The 18,157-nt window shown below is 36.0% G+C and carries 23 protein-coding genes, 2 tRNA genes and 1 pseudogene; 6 read left to right on the top strand and 20 right to left on the bottom strand.

Translation table 11 applies throughout. The annotated features are described in order from the left end of the window. Positions 1 to 668: 668 nt before the first annotated feature. A tRNA-Phe gene (locus OOK92_RS05680) sits at positions 669 to 741 on the bottom strand. A gap of 81 nt (positions 742 to 822) precedes the next feature. Between OOK92_RS05680 and coaD the strand changes: the two genes are divergently transcribed. Together coaD and OOK92_RS05670 are read left to right on the top strand one after the other, a co-directional pair. Then, the gene (gene coaD, locus OOK92_RS05675; protein WP_253309665.1) at positions 823 to 1,329 is read left to right on the top strand and encodes a pantetheine-phosphate adenylyltransferase; all 507 of its coding nucleotides are present in this window, start codon (positions 823 to 825) and stop codon (positions 1,327 to 1,329) included. 68 nt (positions 1,330 to 1,397) lie between these two features. Next, positions 1,398 to 1,589: a zinc-finger domain-containing protein gene (locus OOK92_RS05670; protein ID WP_264735504.1), complete on the top strand. Its 192-nt coding sequence runs from the start codon at positions 1,398 to 1,400 to the stop codon at positions 1,587 to 1,589. Between the two features lie 24 nt (positions 1,590 to 1,613). On the opposite strand, the gene OOK92_RS05665 is transcribed toward OOK92_RS05670, so the two are convergent. From OOK92_RS05665 to rpsB, 7 genes are read right to left on the bottom strand one after another with little or no spacing between them, the layout of a single operon-like run. Beyond that, positions 1,614 to 2,240, bottom strand: a complete 627-nt coding sequence (locus OOK92_RS05665) for a phosphatidate cytidylyltransferase (RefSeq protein ID WP_264732170.1) — start codon at positions 2,238 to 2,240, stop codon at positions 1,614 to 1,616. Then, on the bottom strand, positions 2,230 to 2,925 hold the full coding sequence (uppS, locus tag OOK92_RS05660) for a polyprenyl diphosphate synthase (RefSeq protein WP_015589050.1): 696 nt from the start codon (positions 2,923 to 2,925) through the stop codon (positions 2,230 to 2,232). The genes OOK92_RS05665 and uppS overlap by 11 nt, the downstream gene beginning before the upstream one ends. After that, entirely contained in the window at positions 2,926 to 3,519 is a 594-nt protein-coding gene (locus tag OOK92_RS05655) for a hypothetical protein (protein WP_264735503.1), read from the bottom strand. 6 nt (positions 3,520 to 3,525) lie between these two features. Then, complete coding sequence (gene frr, locus OOK92_RS05650; RefSeq protein WP_164224746.1) at positions 3,526 to 4,083, bottom strand: ribosome recycling factor; 558 nt, start codon at positions 4,081 to 4,083, stop codon at positions 3,526 to 3,528. A gap of 7 nt (positions 4,084 to 4,090) precedes the next feature. Further along, positions 4,091 to 4,825: a UMP kinase gene (gene pyrH / locus OOK92_RS05645; RefSeq protein WP_182182811.1), complete on the bottom strand. Its 735-nt coding sequence runs from the start codon at positions 4,823 to 4,825 to the stop codon at positions 4,091 to 4,093. A 10-nt stretch (positions 4,826 to 4,835) separates the two neighbouring features. After that, positions 4,836 to 5,696: a translation elongation factor Ts gene (gene tsf, locus OOK92_RS05640; RefSeq protein ID WP_264732175.1), complete on the bottom strand. Its 861-nt coding sequence runs from the start codon at positions 5,694 to 5,696 to the stop codon at positions 4,836 to 4,838. Beyond that, positions 5,677 to 6,525 (bottom strand): 30S ribosomal protein S2, encoded by an 849-nt coding sequence (gene rpsB, locus OOK92_RS05635; RefSeq protein WP_253309669.1) that lies wholly within the window; start codon positions 6,523 to 6,525, stop codon positions 5,677 to 5,679. The genes tsf and rpsB overlap by 20 nt, the downstream gene beginning before the upstream one ends. 192 nt (positions 6,526 to 6,717) lie before the next feature. Here rpsB and OOK92_RS05630 point away from each other — a divergent pair. From OOK92_RS05630 to OOK92_RS08490, 4 genes and pseudogenes are all read left to right on the top strand, one after another. Next, positions 6,718 to 6,794: transfer RNA gene (locus OOK92_RS05630), tRNA-Asp, on the top strand. A gap of 137 nt (positions 6,795 to 6,931) precedes the next feature. Beyond that, a complete protein-coding gene (gene yajC, locus OOK92_RS05625; RefSeq protein ID WP_253302548.1) occupies positions 6,932 to 7,378 on the top strand; it encodes a preprotein translocase subunit YajC in 447 nt (148 codons plus the stop codon). A gap of 32 nt (positions 7,379 to 7,410) precedes the next feature. Beyond that, the gene (glmS, locus tag OOK92_RS05620; RefSeq protein ID WP_253309670.1) at positions 7,411 to 9,222 is read left to right on the top strand and encodes a glutamine--fructose-6-phosphate transaminase (isomerizing); all 1,812 of its coding nucleotides are present in this window, start codon (positions 7,411 to 7,413) and stop codon (positions 9,220 to 9,222) included. A gap of 204 nt (positions 9,223 to 9,426) precedes the next feature. After that, positions 9,427 to 9,563 (top strand): annotated as a pseudogene (locus OOK92_RS08490) (IS4-like element ISWosp8 family transposase); the annotation flags it as partial. A 385-nt stretch (positions 9,564 to 9,948) separates the two neighbouring features. On the opposite strand, the gene OOK92_RS05615 reads toward OOK92_RS08490, so the two are convergent. From OOK92_RS05615 to OOK92_RS05560, 12 genes are all read right to left on the bottom strand, one after another. Continuing rightward, the gene (locus OOK92_RS05615) at positions 9,949 to 11,577 is read right to left on the bottom strand and encodes a recombinase family protein (protein ID WP_264735502.1); all 1,629 of its coding nucleotides are present in this window, start codon (positions 11,575 to 11,577) and stop codon (positions 9,949 to 9,951) included. Next, positions 11,486 to 11,734 (bottom strand): hypothetical protein, encoded by a 249-nt coding sequence (locus OOK92_RS05610; RefSeq protein WP_264735501.1) that lies wholly within the window; start codon positions 11,732 to 11,734, stop codon positions 11,486 to 11,488. The genes OOK92_RS05615 and OOK92_RS05610 overlap by 92 nt, the downstream gene beginning before the upstream one ends. A gap of 271 nt (positions 11,735 to 12,005) precedes the next feature. After that, positions 12,006 to 12,506, bottom strand: a complete 501-nt coding sequence (locus tag OOK92_RS05605) for an ankyrin repeat domain-containing protein (protein WP_264735500.1) — start codon at positions 12,504 to 12,506, stop codon at positions 12,006 to 12,008. A 313-nt stretch (positions 12,507 to 12,819) separates the two neighbouring features. Beyond that, positions 12,820 to 13,620, bottom strand: a complete 801-nt coding sequence (locus OOK92_RS05600) for an ankyrin repeat domain-containing protein (RefSeq protein ID WP_264735499.1) — start codon at positions 13,618 to 13,620, stop codon at positions 12,820 to 12,822. Positions 13,621 to 13,814: 194 nt separating this feature from the next. After that, positions 13,815 to 14,975: a phage tail protein gene (locus OOK92_RS05595; RefSeq protein ID WP_264735498.1), complete on the bottom strand. Its 1,161-nt coding sequence runs from the start codon at positions 14,973 to 14,975 to the stop codon at positions 13,815 to 13,817. After that, the gene (locus OOK92_RS05590; protein ID WP_264735497.1) at positions 14,975 to 15,757 is read right to left on the bottom strand and encodes a baseplate assembly protein; all 783 of its coding nucleotides are present in this window, start codon (positions 15,755 to 15,757) and stop codon (positions 14,975 to 14,977) included. The genes OOK92_RS05595 and OOK92_RS05590 overlap by 1 nt, the downstream gene beginning before the upstream one ends. Positions 15,758 to 15,759: 2 nt before the next feature. Continuing rightward, the gene (locus OOK92_RS05585) at positions 15,760 to 16,095 is read right to left on the bottom strand and encodes a GPW/gp25 family protein (protein ID WP_264735496.1); all 336 of its coding nucleotides are present in this window, start codon (positions 16,093 to 16,095) and stop codon (positions 15,760 to 15,762) included. 2 nt (positions 16,096 to 16,097) lie between these two features. Next, positions 16,098 to 16,352 carry a PAAR domain-containing protein gene (locus tag OOK92_RS05580; RefSeq protein WP_264731107.1) on the bottom strand — a complete coding sequence of 85 codons (255 nt, stop codon included), beginning with the start codon at positions 16,350 to 16,352 and terminating at the stop codon, positions 16,098 to 16,100. Between the two features lies 1 nt (position 16,353). Beyond that, positions 16,354 to 16,818, bottom strand: a complete 465-nt coding sequence (locus tag OOK92_RS05575; protein WP_264735495.1) for a phage baseplate assembly protein V — start codon at positions 16,816 to 16,818, stop codon at positions 16,354 to 16,356. Continuing rightward, positions 16,805 to 17,284, bottom strand: a complete 480-nt coding sequence (locus OOK92_RS05570; protein ID WP_264735494.1) for a hypothetical protein — start codon at positions 17,282 to 17,284, stop codon at positions 16,805 to 16,807. Before OOK92_RS05570 ends, OOK92_RS05575 begins: the two co-directional genes overlap by 14 nt. Further along, positions 17,281 to 17,805: a phage tail protein gene (locus tag OOK92_RS05565; RefSeq protein ID WP_264731111.1), complete on the bottom strand. Its 525-nt coding sequence runs from the start codon at positions 17,803 to 17,805 to the stop codon at positions 17,281 to 17,283. The genes OOK92_RS05570 and OOK92_RS05565 overlap by 4 nt, the downstream gene beginning before the upstream one ends. Continuing rightward, entirely contained in the window at positions 17,806 to 18,111 is a 306-nt protein-coding gene (locus OOK92_RS05560) for a head-tail joining protein (protein ID WP_264735493.1), read from the bottom strand. It lies immediately after the preceding gene. Positions 18,112 to 18,157 lie beyond the last annotated feature (46 nt).

Genomic DNA, 18,157 nt, shown 5'->3' with positions numbered 1-18,157 from the left:
GTCACGAGGGACCAAATGGAAGTCTGCTCGTTTTCACGCGAATTAATGTTACAAATTCTATCCATTTCGTTACAAAATGGCATTCGCTTTCTCCATTTTCCTTTACCTGCATTTTCATCAGCGTTCCTTGCGGTTTGCTTGCCATATAGGCGGAAATACAGGCTTACCCTGTTCCTTCTGTCATACAACAGTGGGTTAGGTGACTTCTCTATACCGGTGGAGTTATTATTTGCGTACATCTAGAGATGAAAAATGTAACTTATCCACATTACCTTTTGGTCAGAGCTTATCAGCATCTTTAGCTCTTCAATTTTTACGATACTTACGAAGCTTCACTTACGTTCACCATACCACTAGCCTAGCCCTCCAACCACATGATGCTTGTAGTTTATGCTCCTCTTACGATTACGCATCTTCTTTTTCAAGAGGAGGTTCATTGTCCGCATCGCTCGGCACCAACCGGTTACCCGATTCGCACTGATGCGTAGACTCAGATGGCAAAACATCTGGTTTAATAAGTTTTAGAACTCTTTCAGTTTCTTTCTGAAGGAATTCCTCTCCCTTTAAACAATATGACCGAAGACTTTCAGGTCGCACCATCTCTAATATTTATATTACGATATAGAGTATTTTATAACAAAAAGGCAAATTTGCCAAGAAAGAGAAGGTGGCCTGAGCAGGAATCGAACCAGCGACACAAGGATTTTCAGTCCTTTGCTCTACCAACTGAGCTATCAGGCCAACTGTATACTTTCATTTTTAGATAAAAAATGTTATTATGTCTATCAAAAGTTCTTAAAGTAGTTTATATAAAAATAAAGGATGAACATTAATAACAGAATAGGAATCTACCCTGGCACATTTGACCCTATAACTTTTGGGCATATTGACATAATCAAAAGAGCGTGTAAACTAGTCGATAAATTAATAATAGGAGTTGCAGAAAACGTTAATAAGCATGTTGCCTTTGACACAAAGCTACGCACAAGCATGGCTGAAAGTGAAATCAAAGGGCTAGGAATTGATGCAGATGTTATATCTTTTAATGGGTTGCTAGTGAAGTTTGCCAAAGAGCAGAATGCTTCTGTTATTATTAGAGGATTAAGAGCAGTATCGGATTTTGATTACGAGTTTCAAATGAGTTGGGTAAATTATAAACTTCTTCCTGAAATCGAAACCATATTTCTTCCTGCTTCTGAAGATACTCAATTTATCTCATCAAGTTTTGTAAAGGAAATAGCAAGATTAGGAGAAGATGTTAGCAAATTTGTATCAAAAGGCGTTCAAAACGAATTGATTAACCTGAATAGGATAAAAAATGGAGAATAGTGCTTGTTGTTTTTTATTTCTGAATGGGTATATTCAATATATAAAATGTTATAAGCTAAAGGAGTAGCATGTCAAAAGTGAGGGTTAATAATAGAAAAGTTTGTTGTCATGGTGATGAGAATAATGAGGGTTCCGGCCATCCATTAATATATTTAGATATGGGAGAAGAAGAGGAAATAGCCTGCCCTTATTGTAAAAAGACGTTTGTCCATGACTGTACTGTAGAAGCGGTTGGGGAGCTGACTAGGGATGAACTCTAATGGCACTTTATTTCTTCTGCAGACTTAGCTTATGTAAATAGCAAGAAGAGGGGCAGTAAAAATGAAACTATCCATACGATCGAGCACTCCTCCATGGCCAGGTATCATACTTCCACTATCTTTAACACCGTAAGCTCTTTTAACAAGCGACTCAGTGAAATCGCCAAGTTGCGCTAGAATAGCGATTGCAAGACCAATGATTGGAGAATAAAAAATTGAAAATAGACCAAAAAATATTGATCCAAAAATTGTGCACACTACTCCAGCTAAAATCGCACCAAGAAGTCCTGTCCAAGTTTTTCCAGGGCTAAGAATTGGGCAAATTTTAGCTCCACCAAAATTCTTACCAAATAGGTAGGCAGTAATGTCAATTCCCCAAATGGTTAAGACGAACCATACTAATGCGTATTTTCCCTGTGGTAGGTTATATAAATATATTAATGAGGCGCTTGGTAGTGCAATCAATAATAATGCGAAAACGTATAAAATTTTGTTTCCTTGGGTTAGATTATACCATTCAAAAGAAGATAAAACTGCTATTGAAAAAATCAATAGGTAAAACGATAAATCACTGAAATATGTAGCAAAAGAAAATATGAATAATATTACTATTGAGGACAATATTCTAATTATAAAATTATTATCTACCATATTTTTTCTCTCTTTTTGTATAATCTTCTAATGCTTTGCTCAAATCTTGACAAGAAAAATCAGGCCATAAAGTATCACAAAAATATAATTCAGCATAAGCTGCTTGCCATAATAAAAAGTTGCTTAACCTTTTTTCGCCGCCAGTGCGAATTAATAAATCCAATTTTGGCAGATCTTTAGTATATAGAAATTTTTCAAATTCCTCTTCTGATACATAAGCAATATTTTCTTTTATAATATTGCTTATAGCTTGTGTAATTTCTTGCTTTGCTCCGTAACTGACTGCCACAGTGAGTAATAAACCATCGTTCTTATGTGTCATTTCTTCTGCTTTTTTAATTTGATCCAATATTTTACTGGATAACAGACTTAAATTGCCAATAAAATTCAACTTAATGTTACAGTTGCAAATGAAATTGACTTTATCTTCATTAGTTAAAACGGAGTAAAATAAATCAAATAGACAGTCAGTTTCGTTTTTGGGTCTAAGCCAATTCTCCATAGAGAATGCATACAAAGTTAAGTAGGGTATGGTTAGGTCCGTACAATACTTGGCAATATCGTATGCAACTTCACTGCCCTTTTTATAACCATCAATTTTTACCTTTCCTTGATTGTTCGCCCATCTACCATTACCATCCATAATAATTGCTAAATGTTTCGGTAAAGATTCTTGATTCAACATTTAAAGTTCACCTAAACCACCCGATATCATCTGAGTGCTTAACATATCACTGTACAAAAATAGTGATTTAGTAGCAATCTCTACTTGAAAGGTGTCATCCCAGTAGCCCTTTTTCCTGTCATCCCAGTGCGTGACACTGGGATCTAAGTATAAAAATATTTGCAAATTATGCAATGAACAACAGATTCTTGGGGCATATAATGTCCATGATGAAAATAAGGTAGATCCCAGTGTCACGCACTGGGATGACAGGAAAGAGGGAAATGGATAACAGATTCTTAGAGCATATAATGTCCATGATGAAAATAAGATGTATCCCAGTGTCACGCACTGGGATAACAGGAAAGAGGGAAATGGATAACAGATTCTTAGAGCATATAATGTCCATGATGAAAATAAGATGTATCCCAGTGTTACACACTGGGATGACAGGGAAAAAAGGCACTGGGATGACAAAAAAGAGGACACTGGAATGACATCATTTACTGTATAATACTGTGCAATATTGCAACGTTCATACAGTTGTGTGTCGACTACTTCCATGACACCTTTGCATATAATTTTTTCTTTTTCACTACTGAAGGTTTCTTTCATATTACCTTAGTGATGCAATATATCCTTTTCTTTGATGGACAATTCACCATCAATCTTTTTTATATTATCATCAGTAATATTTTGTATTTCCTTCTTAGCACCATGAAAATCATCTTCTGAGATCTCCTTATTTCCCTTCATTTTCTCTATTTCTTCCATAACATCTCTGCGTATATTTCTGATGGCAATCCGCGCATTTTCAGAAAACTGATGCAATAATTTTACTAATTTTTCACGGGTTTCTTGTGTTAAATCCGGAAGAGCTATACGTATGGTATTGCCCTCAACAACAGGATTTAAATTCAAGTTGGCATTTAATATAGCATTTTTCACTTCACCTACAACATTAATATCCCAAACTTTAATTGATAGGGTTTTGTTATCTATAACTGAAACGCCTGCAACCTGATTTAACTTTTGATGTCCACCATAGATATTTACAACTATACCATCAAGCAACGATGCGCTAGCTCTACCAGTGCGTACGCCTTTAATATCATCATGAAAGGACTGAATAGTTTTTAGCATTCTTTCTTTTGTTTTAGCTTTTATTTCATTTAACATAAATTACCTACTGTTTACAATCTGAAACTATAGTATAAGTACCTTGACCCTTAATAATATTAACTATTTTTTCTCCCTTCAAAGAAAAAACTATAATTGGAATAGAATTCTCACGAGCAAGTGAAATTGCTGATGCATCCATAACTTTTAAATCACGAGTCAATAAATCCGTGTAAGAAAGCCTATCATACATTACAGCATCCTCATTTTTTTTCGGATCAGCGGAGTATACACCATTTACTTGTGTACCCTTTAGAATAACATCACAATTCATTTCAACAGCACGTAAGGCAGCAGCTGTATCTGTAGTAAAAAATGGGTTGCCTGTACCTGCTGCAAAAATTACCACTCTACCTTTTTCTAAATGACGAATAGCTTTCCTTCTTATGTAAGGTTCACATACAGTGGCCATGGGTATTGCAGATAATACCCTAGAAGCTACTAAATTTTTTTCTAAAAAGTTTTGTAAAATTAAAGCATTGATTATAGTTGCAAGCATTCCAATATAATCACTGCTTGCTCTTTCACAGCCACTTAAAGACGCAGATGCGCCACGAAAGATATTACCACCACCAACAACAATACATACCTGAACTCCAAGCCTGTTAACATCAGCTATATCTTTGCATAATTGGCTTATTATTCCCATATCATGGCCAAAAGACTGTGACCCCATCAAAGCTTCACCAGAGATCTTCAACAACACTCTAGAGTATTTTACTTTATCTGCTAAGGAAGACATTTCTTGCCATTTAGTTTGCACTGCCCAAAACAAGTAACTTGTAATCAGATAATTTAATAGCACTCACCTCGCTTGATTTTATAAAATCAGAAACCTTCATTTTATCATCTTTTATGAACTTTTGTTCTAGTAAAACAACTTCTTCATAGTACTTAGCCATTCGTCCATCTACTATTTTTTTTGCTACTTCTTCAGGTTTATTTAAGCTCCTTACTTGCTCTTCAATTATAGAACGTTCATTTTTCAACTTCATTTGATCTAAATCATCTATAGACAAAGCTTCAGGCTTCATAGCAACTATGTGCATCGCTATTTGTTTTCCAATTTCCTGTAACTTTGCCTTATCACCGGGTGATTGCAATGCAACTAAAGCGCCAGTTTTACCTAAACCACGTACATCACCGTGTACATAACCAGCAACAACTCCATCCTTAGTCTCTAGGTAACAAAGCTTGCTCAACTCTAACTTTTCACCAAGAACTGACGTACCATTCATAATAGCTTCCTGCACTGTGCCAATGCTTTCATACTTGGCATTTTTTAACTCATCAACGCTGATACAGCGTTCTTGATGAGCAATTGATGCTAAATTTGAAACTAACTCTATAAATTTCTCATTCCTTGCAACAAAATCGGTTTCGCAATTGAGTTCAACCAATGCACCATAATTTTCAGTCAAACACATAGCAACGAGCCCATCTGAAGCTACTCTATCAGATTTTTTGTCAGCTTTAGCAAGACCTATTGTACGCAACTTATCAACGGCTTTCTTGATGTCACCATCACATTCTTCTAATGCTTTTTTACAGTCACTTAAGCCAAGCCCTGTCCTATCACGTAATTCCCTTATATTATCTGGATTCATCTTCATTTGTTACTACCTCCCTTTCTTCTTCTTTGTAAACTTTACTACGTTTCCTTTTAGTTTGCACAATACTATCTTCTTTTTCTTGAATAAACTCATCACCTTTTATATTATCAATCTTAACTCCAGATCTTGCTAGACTAGACTCTATTCCAGCTAATATAGAGTCGGTAGCTAATTTACAATAGAGCTCTATTGATTTTCTTGAGTCATCATTTCCAGGTATTAGATAAGTAATATCATCTGGATCAGAATTAGTATCAAGTATTGCAACTATTGGAATTCCTAACTTTTTAGCCTCCTTAACCGCAATATGCTCTTTATTAGTATCAATGATGAATAAGATATCAGGAATTGCTCCCATTTCTCTAATACCACCAAGCGCCTTATCAAGCTTTTGCTTTTTCTTTTCAATGTTCCCCAATTCTTTCTTTGTTAAAATGCTATCCTCGTCATTTAATATTTTCTCATATTGTATCAAGGTTTTTATCGAAGAAGAAACAGTGCCCCAATTAGTAAGCATACCACCAAGCCATCGATGATTCACATAATATTGACCACAACGAATCGCTTCACTTGCAATAATATCAAAAGCTTGAAACTTTGTACCAACAAATAGAATGCGACCACCTTGAGATGCAACGTCATATAAAGCCTTCATGGCCACCTGTAGCAATGGTAATGTTTTTCGCAAGTCAATTATATGTATACGATTTTCTTGATGCACTCCATATATGTATGGAGCCATTTTTGCGTTCCAGCGACTAATTTTGTGACCAAAATGTACACCAGATTCGGCTAAATCACGCACAGTGACTTCAGGCAAATTTGTCATATATCATTCCTCCAAATAGTTTATCTTCCATGGCATAACCCTAATGGGACTACTTGTACAAGCCATGTGTGAAATTAAATTATTTACATAGTAATAGAAAAGACAGCAAAGCGCAAACAAAAAATATTGACAAAGGGCAACATGTTTATTAGCTTTAAAGTCGAAGCCCGAAAACGCTAAAAAGAAATTAGGGGGGGTGTAGCTCAGTTGGTTAGAGCGCATGCCTGTCACGCATGAGGTCGTGAGTTCAAGTCTCATCACTCCCGCCATAGTGGTTTTAGCATAACCTAAAATCCGCAATATTATTGCCGTTATTTAGAAACGTTTTCACCAGACTTGACATGGCATGGTATTGTAATTAATACTTAAATAGGTTTGTTTTTATCATTAACAATTAGGATTAAATATGCTCATTTCTGAAGTTTTTGCAGCAGATGCAACTAGCAATGCATCAAGTATCGGCGCATCTTTTGCTAGTTTTATTCCATTGATTTTAATATTTGTGGTATTTTATTTTCTCATTATTCGCCCAAACCACAAAAAACTAAAAGAACATAGAAAAATTATAGATCAAATAAAACGTGGTGATACAGTCATTACTTCTGGCGGGATAATAGGTGAAGTTAATAAAGTTGATGAGGCAAATGCACAATTTATAATAGAAATAGCACCAAAAGTTGAGGTGAAAGTCCTAAAGTCCGCTATATCTGAAGTTTTAAACAAAGAAACTCAAAAAGTGGCAGCTAAACCAATTGAAAAAGGCAAAATCGAAAAGAGTGATAAAAAGAATAAAAATCAACCACCAGAGGAAAGTAAAAAGGGAAAAGATGATAAAGGCAAAAATGCTGCATAACTTTAAAAGAAAGTTCATTTGGTGATCCATTTGTGTGCGGAATATTTGGTGTAGTAAGTAGCGGTGATTCAGTAATACCAACTTTACTAACTGGGTTGCAAAAATTGGAATATAGGGGATATGATTCCTCAGGTATAGCAATCATAAATAACGAAGGCGAGATAGAAGTCAAAAAATCAGAAGGTAAAGTTAAAAGATTGTATGAAGTTGTTGATGAAAGCAAGATGTCTCACAGTACAGTTGGTATAGCACATACTCGCTGGGCTACACATGGAGTTCCAGGCCTTAAAAATGCTCATCCCATTCATACAAATAATGTTGTTGTTGCTCATAACGGCATAATTGAGAATTACAATCTGCTAAAAAAGGGTCTAGAAGAAAGGGGAATGTTATTCCATACTGATACTGACACAGAGATCATACCAAATATGCTAACCTTATATCTTGATGAAGGATTGTCGCCAGTTGATTCTCTATTTAAGTGTTTAAACAACTTACATGGCTCATTTGCCTTGGTCTTATTATTTGCAGAATATCCAGATGCCTTATTTGTTGCGAAGAGAAATTTGCCTTTAGCAATAGGCTATAACTGTAACACAGTGTTTGCTGCATCTGACTCTAATGCTTTAAGTGCATTTGTGGAAAGAATATCGTATTTGGAAGATGGCGACATTGCAGTGATAAAATCTAGTGGAGTTAGTATATACAACAATGGTACACAAGTTAAACGTAGTATAGAAAATAGTAGTCCAAGTGATTTTCTAATTAGCAAAAATGGGTATCCTAGCTTCATGTTAAAAGAGATTTTTGAGCAACCGCGTGCATTAAACAAAACAATAAATCAATTTTACAAGCAATATAAAGAGGTCAACAAAAAATTGTTTTCTGAGCGGAGTTACATTACTATAGTTGGATGCGGGTCATCTTATTTTGCCGGGCTAATAGCAAAATATTGGCTGGAAAGTGTCGCTCAAGTTCGAGTATATCTAGAAATCTCATCAGAATTTAGGTATAGCAACGTCAAGCTAGAAGAAGGCAGCATTGGGTTATTCATCTCTCAATCTGGCGAAACTGCAGATACCATAGAAGCGCTGCGTTATGCGAAATCACAGAAGCAAACAATCATTAGTATAACTAACACATTTAACAGCAGCATTGAAAAGATCTCAGATATTGTGTTACATACTCTTGCTGGACCAGAAATTGGTGTTGCTTCAACAAAAACCTTTTCTGCGCAACTTGCAACTTTAGCATGCTTTGCCGTGGAGCTTGGAAAAATAAAAGGTATACTGGGTGGAGAGAGAATAAAACAGCTAAGCAGTGCTATCAATTCTATTCCCGAGTATGTTGAGCACGTTTTGAATGTGATGCAAATACAACATATATCGGGCAGTATATTAGAACACAATAACGTTATTTTAATCGGCAGAGGAAGTTCATACGGAGTTGCAATGGAAGGCGCATTGAAGATAAAAGAGCTTTCATACATTAATACCATTGGCATTGCAGCGGGAGAAATGAAGCACGGTTCTATTGCTTTAATAGACTCTACTGTGCTTGTTATAGCAATTATCCCTTATGATAGTTTATTCTTTAAAACGCTATCTAATATACAAGAGATTATTGCAAGAAAAGGCAAAGTAATTGCCTTCAGTGATAAGCAAGGAGCGCCATTCCTAAGGGGAGTTTGCGCAGATGTGGTGCAACTTCCAGACACTGATAATTTTATCTCTCCTATCATCTATAGTGTTGCTATGCAATTCCTTGCTTACTATACTGCAGCAAAAAAAGGGTTAGATGCCGATTGTCCAAGAAATTTAGCTAAGTCTGTCACGGTTGAGTAGTCCATTTAAAGTTAAAGCTAGACTTCTAATTAAGGTAACCGTTCACTCAATGGCGTCAACTTAAGGAAAAATGTCTGCGATTGTGTGTAAAATTTCTCTCTAAAATTTTTACCATTAAATTACCCAAAAGCTGCAATAAACAGCACTTTTATTTCTGTTTTATTTCAACAAAGAAGTCTAAAATGTGTCCTTTTTAGGTGAAACATGCAAAAAGGGAAAAATCTTATTTTACAAATTAAAAATACAATATACTCGAAAACTTTTCAGAAGATCCATTGTGTTGGAAAAAAAGTTTCACACGCACAAGAAAACTTCCTTTTACGACAGTATTAGACTTCCTGCATAACCAATAACGAACTTTTATTGGGAATAGAGACGAAAAAACCTACTTGACAAACTCCGCCAGCCCTCTTATCATGGTACTGAAGGTATTCAGTTATCTTCATCTGTGCAGATTAAACAGCAAAAAAAACAACGTACTTGGCGTCTTATTTTTAATTTTTCGCACTATGTGCACCTTATGTCTTCACAACATTTCTAGCTATATAAGCCGAAACGCGCTTACAAAGCGTTTAAGACAGTAGAGAACGCCAATTTGCAGGATTAGAAAGTGACAACTAGCTAACACGGGATTTCTTTTGCCTTTTTTTCTGCTTAGTAAATTTCTTAAACATTTAAACTAAGGTGAGTTGCATTTAAAAGCAGCTAAATTGCAGCGTTTAAGGCTTAAAAAACGCCAACGCGTTTAATACAATGTTGCAAATTCTCCTCCTGCGCTAGTTCTTTGATCCGAAATGTCACTTCTACCTTGTCAAGACCAATGTTAATTTGCTTTATTAATGTCCTAACAATACCACGTTTAGTTTGCCAATCTAGGTAGTCTAGGTTCGATTTAACACTAGAATAAAAACCCTTTATACTATTGATAATAAGGCTCATTCTCTTCTGTAGTGTCTTTTGATCAACAACCTTTTTCTTTTCTTCTTCCATCCCTTTTAAACGTTCCCTCATTTTTTTCATTGTCTGCTTAAATTCTTCCTCACTTATATATTTTTCCCCGCCTGCATTTTCTTGACTATAATAATCTTCCATAAGTTTTTCGATACCTTGTTTTATTTGACTTTCCCTTCTTGCAAATTTTTTATCTGATGATTCATCATTTTTATTTTCTGAAACTCTACGTTGGTACTCCTTTTTAATCCTCTCTGGGTCCTTTAACAAACTTTTTACTTCTTCCCATATAACCATTTCTAACATATCTGCACGGATATATTTATTGTTACATTTACCGTAACTATTAATCATAACACGCTCATTACAACGATAATAGCTATATGTTTTTTCCCCACTTCTACAATGCGAACCGGTATAAGCATATCCACAGTTTTGACATACAACTAGACCTTGTAGTAGATTTCTCTCTTTTCCTTTCACTTTCTGCATTCTTGCTCTTTTTTTATTTTCATCCAGCTGCTCTTGCACTACATCAAATAATTCTTCATCAACTATTTTTGGTACTGGTATATAAATCCAATTCTCTTTATCTGTACGGTGGACAGAAACTTTTTTCATCTTTTGTTTAGACCTTCTTCCTGTTGCCTTCCATGATGCTGTTTCAATCCTTCTTACTCTACCAAAAACTGCGTGTCCTTTACATGTAGGATTTCTTAATATGCCACAAATTGTTGCTGGATACCAATTCTCCTGTCCAGTTCTTGTTCTAATTGACCTCTCTTTTAGCCTCAGTGTAGCTGCCCTTATACCTATTCTTTCTTGACCTATCCACTCAAATAGTTTGCGCACTACTTTTGCTTCCTCTTCATTAATTTCAAATCTGGCTTCTCCTGTTACATGCTTTTTTATATATCGATAACCATAAGGTGCTTTGCTCATTACACTTACACTACCTTTTCTTGCTGCATGGAGTTTCCCTCTACGACTTCTTTCCATAATCTTTGTACATTCGTATTCTGACACTAATCCTTGCATTCCTAGTAATAATTTAGACTCTGGATTATTTTCATTTGCATGATTTAAGAATATTACTTCTACTCCTGCTTTCTCAAATTCATCAAGTAATATCATTTGGTGTGCAGATTTCCTTGACAACCGGTCAGGTGAATGAATATAAACTTTATTAATTTGACCTTCTGCTACTTTATCACGTAACTCATCTAAACCTCTACGCTCTAAATTCCACCCACTAAAGCCATTGTCCTTAAATTCACACTCATCTAATAACTCGTGTTTGTCTGCAGCAATTCTATGCTTGAGCTCTGCAATTTGGCTCTCTATTGTATTGTTCTGCGCTTGGCTCCTCGATGAAACTCTCGCATATAAGGCCACCGTTATCATTTTTTTCCACCTCCTTTTCGTTATTTCTTTTTACCGAATATTTTAGTAACTGCTCGTAAGCTTCTGATAAATGTTTATCTGCTAACTGATCAGGCTCATATCGACAGGTCACAGTTAACGTTCTCTTTCTCATAATTTCTCCTGTAAATGTTTTCATAGTTCAGGCACTCCTTTTTTCCATAAATCCATTACTCTTGCGAAAAAGACGCAACTGTTAACCTTTATTTCTCTCAGCTTTTATGCAAAATTTTAGAAACACATACGCTATCTTTCATCAATTGAGCACTCTCCCAAATCATCAAGCTTCTTTTTTCCCTCTAATGATAAAATTTCCCTTTTTCCATAATCACCTCTTTCTTAGCCACAGCCCTTCTAAATTTTCACAAGCTCTTCTTTTGCCACTATCACACCTGCTGCTGATACGACCCTTATTTTTCTATGAACTCTCTCTGCTTATTTGCGATTTTTACGTTCTCTAACACTTCTTTTATCTCTTTATTATTTCTCGCATAATCCATTGCCGTTTTGCCAGATTTATCCTTTTGCTCTATATTTGCTCCCGCTTTTACTAGTTCTTCTACTATTTTTACCTCACTCACCATGCATGCCAGGTGTAACGCGGCAAATTTGCTACTTCGTTCCACTGCGTTTATCTCTGCTCCTGCCTTTATCAGCTCCTTTGTATTTTCTACACGTTGTCCCATTACTGCTAAGTGCAATGGTCTATATTGTCCCGCATCTGCCACATTTATATCTGCTCCTTTTTTGATTAATAACCTCACTTTTTTTGGATCTGGCATTCCCACCGCGTAATGCAATATCGTCCTTCCTTTTGTGTCTTTTTTATTAATATTTTCTATTGAGTTATCTAATACCTCTTTCCACGACTTATTAAACTCTTCTCTTTCTTTCTTACTAAATTTTACCATAATGTTCCTCAGCTATTAATGCAATTTAAAGTGCCTCCAATTTGGCTCACTTTAGCGCTTAGCAAATCTTGTTTGTTTACTAGCTACTTTTTCACTTAGGGCTGTTTTGGCATAAAAAGCAAGTTTTTTTTACAAAATATACACATTTTTTTCGCATATTAGATTAAGATATAAATCTATATACTTAATCTGTTAAATAATAAGCGGTTCCTCTCCTGCTGTTGTCAGCTTTTTCTTTTAAATTTAGGCTTCCTATTTTTCCTATTATCTTGTAGCCAACCCTTTTACTCCCTTCTCTTACAGAAAGCTCTTTTTATAGCCCTTTTATCTTCTCATCCATATCTTCTAGCTCTTTTTCCACTTCCATCAGTGCCTTCTTGACCAATGGCGCTTCTTCTAACTTTTCCCTTATTTCTTCAAACCTTCTTTCTCCTTTTTCTTTTAAATCTAGGCTAAATATCGCATCTACTGTCCGCTCCGACAACTCCCTTAGTTTTTCTAGCAACTCTTCAGTTCTCGCATAATACATTGCTGTTTTGCCAAATTTATCCTTTTGCTCTACATTTGCTCCAGCTTTTACTAGCTCTTTTATTATCTCTTTTGTTTCTCCTGTCTTGCATGCTATATGTAGTGGTGTATATCCTTTTTGGTCTTTCGCATTTACGTCACCTCCCGCTTCTAATATTGCCCTCACGTTCCCTATTTCCCTCATAAATACTGCTTCATGTAGGGGGGTCCTTCCTATGTAGTTCCCAGTATTAATATTTGACCCTCCTTTTATTAGCTCCCTTACTGTCTTTTCACAACTCATTAAGCTCGCACTATGTAATGCCGTATATCCTCCATCATCTATAGCATTTACATTTGCTCCTCCTTCTATCAGTGCTTTTACATTCTCTACCTTTCCATAGAATGCCGCTAGGTGCAATGGTGTCTCGCCTCTATTGTTTCTATCGTTTGTACCTGCACCTTTTTCTATTAATAACTTTATTACTTCTGGATTTGACACTTGTGCTGCTCGGTGCAATATTGTGCAACCTGCTGCGTCTTTTTCATTTATTCCACGAAATGAATTCTCCTTTAATTTTTCCAGTCTTTTATTTAAATTGAACATTTTAGTTACCCCACTATAAAAACATACATAAAGTCGCCAATTTGGCTCACTTCAGTGCAAGATCAATTTCTTATGTTTACCTACACCTACCTAATTTATAGCTGTTTTGGCATGGAAAAGCAACTTCTTTTTTTCAAAAAACACACATTTTTACCGAATGTTAATGTAGTGTATGAAGATATAAATATATGTATTTAATTCATTAAGCATATAGGTTGTTTTTCTTCCCAGGACCTGTTCAAATGTCGATGTTCGTGCCAAGTTAAAACGCCTCCGTAAAATACTAAAATGTAGTTTTCTAGCTCGTATGTTGCATTTTTTTGCTTTGAATCCAATTCGTTTTCAAAATGAATGTAGTGTTCTGCTACGCTAAATCTTATTATTTTGGGGGTAGAGAAATTCTTTACTTGATAGTGGTGAACGGCAAAAAATCTTTCTAAAATTGGCTTGTATTTTAAATTCCACACTTGTTCAGATAGCTTATCACTTCCTAGTAAAAACCTTTTTCCCCTCTCTTCTATACTACTTACTGGAAAACATGCGTTTATTTCTCCTAAACTCCAACTATCCGACAATACTATCTGCGCTTTCGCAAACTTAATCTCAGGTAATAAGCTCTGTGGTAGCGGATATAACGCTTTGAAGTTATACCACACATGATTTCTTTCATAGATGCCTCTGTAATTCTTCATGTGGGACTCGGTTTCTCCAAGTATTGCTACATCTAGGCAATATATATCATTGCTCAAAGCTCGTTCATAATGATCTCGCAAGTAACTATCTATAATCTCTACTAATGGACCTTCTGACCTGAAAAAATTTACTCTTCCAAATGATAACACTGGTCCATCTTTTTCTATTTTTACCCCCGAATAGTCAGAAAGAAGATCTCCAAATAAACTCTCATCCAATATAAATCTCTGCGCATTATAATAATCGTTAAAAATCCTCATTAGCCGTGATCTTGCAGGTAATGATAGTTTTGCTAGTTCTACTACTGCATCAACAAAGAAGTCTTTCGGAACATCTTTTATCCCTATCTGTAATTCAAAAAAGTGTTCTCCGGGTGGCTCTTCAATAATCGTAATATCTTCTATATTTGCCCATTTTAATGCTATTTTTAGTGACGCTGGTGTTCCTCTTAAACGCTGAAATTTTACTCCTTCTTTAATCGATTTCTTCTTATCCTTCACCCATGATAGAATTTCTTCTAACCCATATTCCTCTATTATCCACGGCAATACTTTTTCCCCTGGGCTAAATTTAAATCCTTTTACACAGCTTGGGTCTACTTTGTAATCGATTGCATCAATCAGCGCTTTTTCTTGTTTTGTTGCGTTTGGGGGTAATAGCATTAATTCAACTCAACATTTAAACTTTTTAAGAAAGCACACTCATTCCCCAGTACCACAACATCCTCTTTTGGCCCTATTAATTCTACGTTTTCTACTCCTTCTACGAACAAATTCGCTATAATCCACGACCTTGTTACATTCCATCCTAATCTTTTCGTTGTTTCAAATTTTTCGATAAATTTCTTCTTCACCGTTTCAATAATATCTGGTCTTTTAATGCTAATTTTACTGTGGATATCTATTTCTATAATATTGCAACTTACCACTTCTATTGTATCTGTTAAAATCCTCACATCCTCCCTGTTTAGCTGATTTCTGACAATTTCTAGTAATTCTTCTGGCAGTGTGGATAATTCTGTTGATAAGATTGAAACTTGTACTTTTCCTGGTACAGGTGATTCTACTAATGCATCTTTTACTCTCGTATCTGCTGATAATGCATAATACCGATAATTTCCTCCTGTGCTTGAGCCAACTATTCTTGCCTTGATTCTTTTTCTAAATCGTTCATCCTTTTCCCCGTTCTCCCTTTCCACTCCGTAAAATTCAGCTAAATCATCAAGTTCTTCTCCCCTTGCAAACTTAAGTAAGTTGCCCCTTGCTGCTTCGTTTATTCTTTCTCTGAGCAAAAGTTCTCGCCATGCTGCTACCTCTAAAATCTTTATTGCTGGGTCACTTTCTACTAATGCTGTAAAACTTGAGTCTCGACGTATCAACTCCTCCTTCATACGTGAAAAGATTTCTTCGAAGTTCAGTGGCTCAATAATGTTAGGCTGCTCCATCTTTATACCACAACTCCATCAAAGCGAATCTTTTCCCCATTTGGTAGATAAATCCCATCCAAAGAAATTGTGACTTTCCCTTCTTTTACCTCTGTAATTTTTACCTTTTCCAGTTTGAACCTCTTTTCCCATTTCTGCAATGCCTCAGCGGTTGCTGCGTAAATTTCTAATGTAAAATCACGATTTACTGGCTTATCTACTAATTCAAATAATCTTGAACCGTAATCTCTTCTCATGATTCTACTACCAATTGGTGTGGTCAAAATATCAACTATTGACTGTTTCAGGTGCTCTAGTCCTTCCAACTCTTTTCCCGTTTTATTGCTCATCCCACGCATTTTTAGCTCGCAAATACATTTTTGCTAATACTCATTACATGAAAACCACACGATGCCAAGTCTCCTGTTCTTGTTACGCCAATACCATTGACAAATACGCTGTTTGACCCTTGCGTTAGTTTCTCACCTAGAGTTAAGATATCTCCTTTTCGACAAACAGATCTACCGTTTACAAAAACGTCGTTACTTCCACTCATACAAACATGAACCGGTATCCCCATGCAATGATCTCCTATACAAACTATAGCTCTTCTCATGTCAATTGAGATCAACTCTCCTTCCCTTAAGTTTTATTCCTTCTTTTGTCATCTCTATACTCGATTTTCCAACTTTTAGCGTTATTTTATCTACTACTTCAATCTCAAGATGATGATTCTCCTTATCGTACGATAATTTCGTTCCATCCTTAAATTCTAAAATATGCGCGTCTTTTCGGCATTCCGAGGGAAAATACTTCTGCTGATAAATTGCCGGTAACACCACCCCTAATGACAACTCTCCATATGGCGATAATACCATCACCTGCTCATCAATATCTGGGGAAAACCAACTTCTATCTTCTCCCGCTCTTGTTGTTATCCACGGTAACCAATCGGTTAAAAATTCTCCTACCTTTACCCGCACTCTTGCTTTTTCATAGTCTACTTCTTTAACTAGACCTATACGAATAATGTTCGCTAGCCTTCTATTTAGCTCTGCAATCGCAAAATTATGGTCTAACATGTACTTCACCTATCTCTATAATATGCGGCGTAACTCCGCCTGAAAATATTGACTTGCCTACATGGATTTCATGCACCCATTCAACCATCCACACTAGATATGCATCTAATTCTGGCCTAAAATCATCTCCTCCTGCTGATATAAATTCACCTGCTGAAACATTTTCCACGTCCCAAGTATTTTTATTCACTACTCTTGCAACTTCTGTTGCTAATTCTCTCACAACTATCGAGGAATCCTCGACTGTTCCATCAACTACTACTCTTGCCTCAAATCTAGCCCTCAACGCTAATTCCTCAGTCCCAGGGTCTTTTCCTGGTTCTAAACTTGCAAGCTCTACAAATACTGCTGGGGCTATTATTTCCCGACGCTCTGCTCTATACACTTCGCACGTTTGTATTGCTGGGATTTCTTCTTTTAGCGTTTTACAAATTGCCTCATGTAAACCTTTCCAAAATTCTTTCATTGCTTCTTTAAAAGAACATTCAACTCATGCTCAAAATATTCCTCAAACACTTTTCCTGTTTTATAACTAGCCATTTCTTTTACTATCTTTTGTACATTTTCTCCGATCGGTACAGTAACTTCATGAATCGGCAAGGCTGTCCTTCCTCTTCGTCTAAAAATACCTCTATGTCCGGTTGGCATCTTAGCAATAAATGCTCCTTCAAACATATGTTTTCCTGCTTTTGCTCCTTTTGCCATTTGTTTCATATTGCCAAGCTTTGAAGATTTTACTCCGTATAACCCTATCTTTACTAGAGCCCTCTGATAATTTCTTGTTGCTCTGGTTATCCATAATCTTTTTCTGATTAATTGCCGTTTTATTTGCACATCTTTACTTAGTTCTTTCGTAGCTTGCTCTTTTGTCCACAATGCCGTTTTGTTTAATGCTCTTACTGTTGCTCGTGTTATCTTAGCTTGGCTAGCTTCAATACTTTGAATTATTTTCTCAATGCTGCCGCTTATTCCAATTTCAACACGCATTTACACCCCTGACGCTTGAATTTTCCAGATCATTCCAGAGTTATCTCTGAGTGGCGGTGAGTGTACTCTGTATCTACAACTACCTATGGAAAAAGTATCTCCCACCATTGGCTTTAATACATCAAACACACTTACTTCTAAAGTCAAAATTTCTCCTACAAATTGTCCTTCACCAATTCCATATAATTTATCTGGCTGTTGCTTTAATATCTGCACCATGTACGACTTATCCCTTGACTCATACAACGCTTGCTCTCCTAAATGTGCAAAACAATCTTTCAATAATCTTTTTATTTTTTCTTGCATACTTTACCTTTATGCACTAATCTCTACATGCACGCTAAGAAGGGGC

It is taken from the genome of Wolbachia endosymbiont (group A) of Rhinocyllus conicus (assembly GCF_947250775.1).
Lineage (GTDB): Bacteria > Pseudomonadota > Alphaproteobacteria > Rickettsiales > Anaplasmataceae > Wolbachia.
The sequence above is the reverse complement of the archived record's forward strand: the minus strand, read 5'-3'. Positions and strand labels throughout refer to the sequence as shown.

Coding starts and splice junctions, on each gene's coding strand:
- coaD (WP_253309665.1), top strand. CDS start 823: ATGAACATTAATAACAGAATAGGAATCTACCCTGGCACATTTGACCCT.
- OOK92_RS05670 (WP_264735504.1), top strand. CDS start 1,398: ATGTCAAAAGTGAGGGTTAATAATAGAAAAGTTTGTTGTCATGGTGAT.
- OOK92_RS05665 (WP_264732170.1), bottom strand. CDS start 2,240: ATGGTAGATAATAATTTTATAATTAGAATATTGTCCTCAATAGTAATA.
- uppS (WP_015589050.1), bottom strand. CDS start 2,925: ATGTTGAATCAAGAATCTTTACCGAAACATTTAGCAATTATTATGGAT.
- OOK92_RS05655 (WP_264735503.1), bottom strand. CDS start 3,519: ATGAAAGAAACCTTCAGTAGTGAAAAAGAAAAAATTATATGCAAAGGT.
- frr (WP_164224746.1), bottom strand. CDS start 4,083: ATGTTAAATGAAATAAAAGCTAAAACAAAAGAAAGAATGCTAAAAACT.
- pyrH (WP_182182811.1), bottom strand. CDS start 4,825: ATGTCTTCCTTAGCAGATAAAGTAAAATACTCTAGAGTGTTGTTGAAG.
- tsf (WP_264732175.1), bottom strand. CDS start 5,696: ATGAAGATGAATCCAGATAATATAAGGGAATTACGTGATAGGACAGGG.
- rpsB (WP_253309669.1), bottom strand. CDS start 6,525: ATGACAAATTTGCCTGAAGTCACTGTGCGTGATTTAGCCGAATCTGGT.
- yajC (WP_253302548.1), top strand. CDS start 6,932: ATGCTCATTTCTGAAGTTTTTGCAGCAGATGCAACTAGCAATGCATCA.
- OOK92_RS05615 (WP_264735502.1), bottom strand. CDS start 11,577: ATGATAACGGTGGCCTTATATGCGAGAGTTTCATCGAGGAGCCAAGCG.
- OOK92_RS05610 (WP_264735501.1), bottom strand. CDS start 11,734: ATGAAAACATTTACAGGAGAAATTATGAGAAAGAGAACGTTAACTGTG.
- OOK92_RS05605 (WP_264735500.1), bottom strand. CDS start 12,506: ATGGTAAAATTTAGTAAGAAAGAAAGAGAAGAGTTTAATAAGTCGTGG.
- OOK92_RS05600 (WP_264735499.1), bottom strand. CDS start 13,620: ATGTTCAATTTAAATAAAAGACTGGAAAAATTAAAGGAGAATTCATTT.
- OOK92_RS05595 (WP_264735498.1), bottom strand. CDS start 14,975: ATGCTATTACCCCCAAACGCAACAAAACAAGAAAAAGCGCTGATTGAT.
- OOK92_RS05590 (WP_264735497.1), bottom strand. CDS start 15,757: ATGGAGCAGCCTAACATTATTGAGCCACTGAACTTCGAAGAAATCTTT.
- OOK92_RS05585 (WP_264735496.1), bottom strand. CDS start 16,095: ATGCGTGGGATGAGCAATAAAACGGGAAAAGAGTTGGAAGGACTAGAG.
- OOK92_RS05580 (WP_264731107.1), bottom strand. CDS start 16,352: ATGAGAAGAGCTATAGTTTGTATAGGAGATCATTGCATGGGGATACCG.
- OOK92_RS05575 (WP_264735495.1), bottom strand. CDS start 16,818: ATGTTAGACCATAATTTTGCGATTGCAGAGCTAAATAGAAGGCTAGCG.
- OOK92_RS05570 (WP_264735494.1), bottom strand. CDS start 17,284: ATGAAAGAATTTTGGAAAGGTTTACATGAGGCAATTTGTAAAACGCTA.
- OOK92_RS05565 (WP_264731111.1), bottom strand. CDS start 17,805: ATGCGTGTTGAAATTGGAATAAGCGGCAGCATTGAGAAAATAATTCAA.
- OOK92_RS05560 (WP_264735493.1), bottom strand. CDS start 18,111: ATGCAAGAAAAAATAAAAAGATTATTGAAAGATTGTTTTGCACATTTA.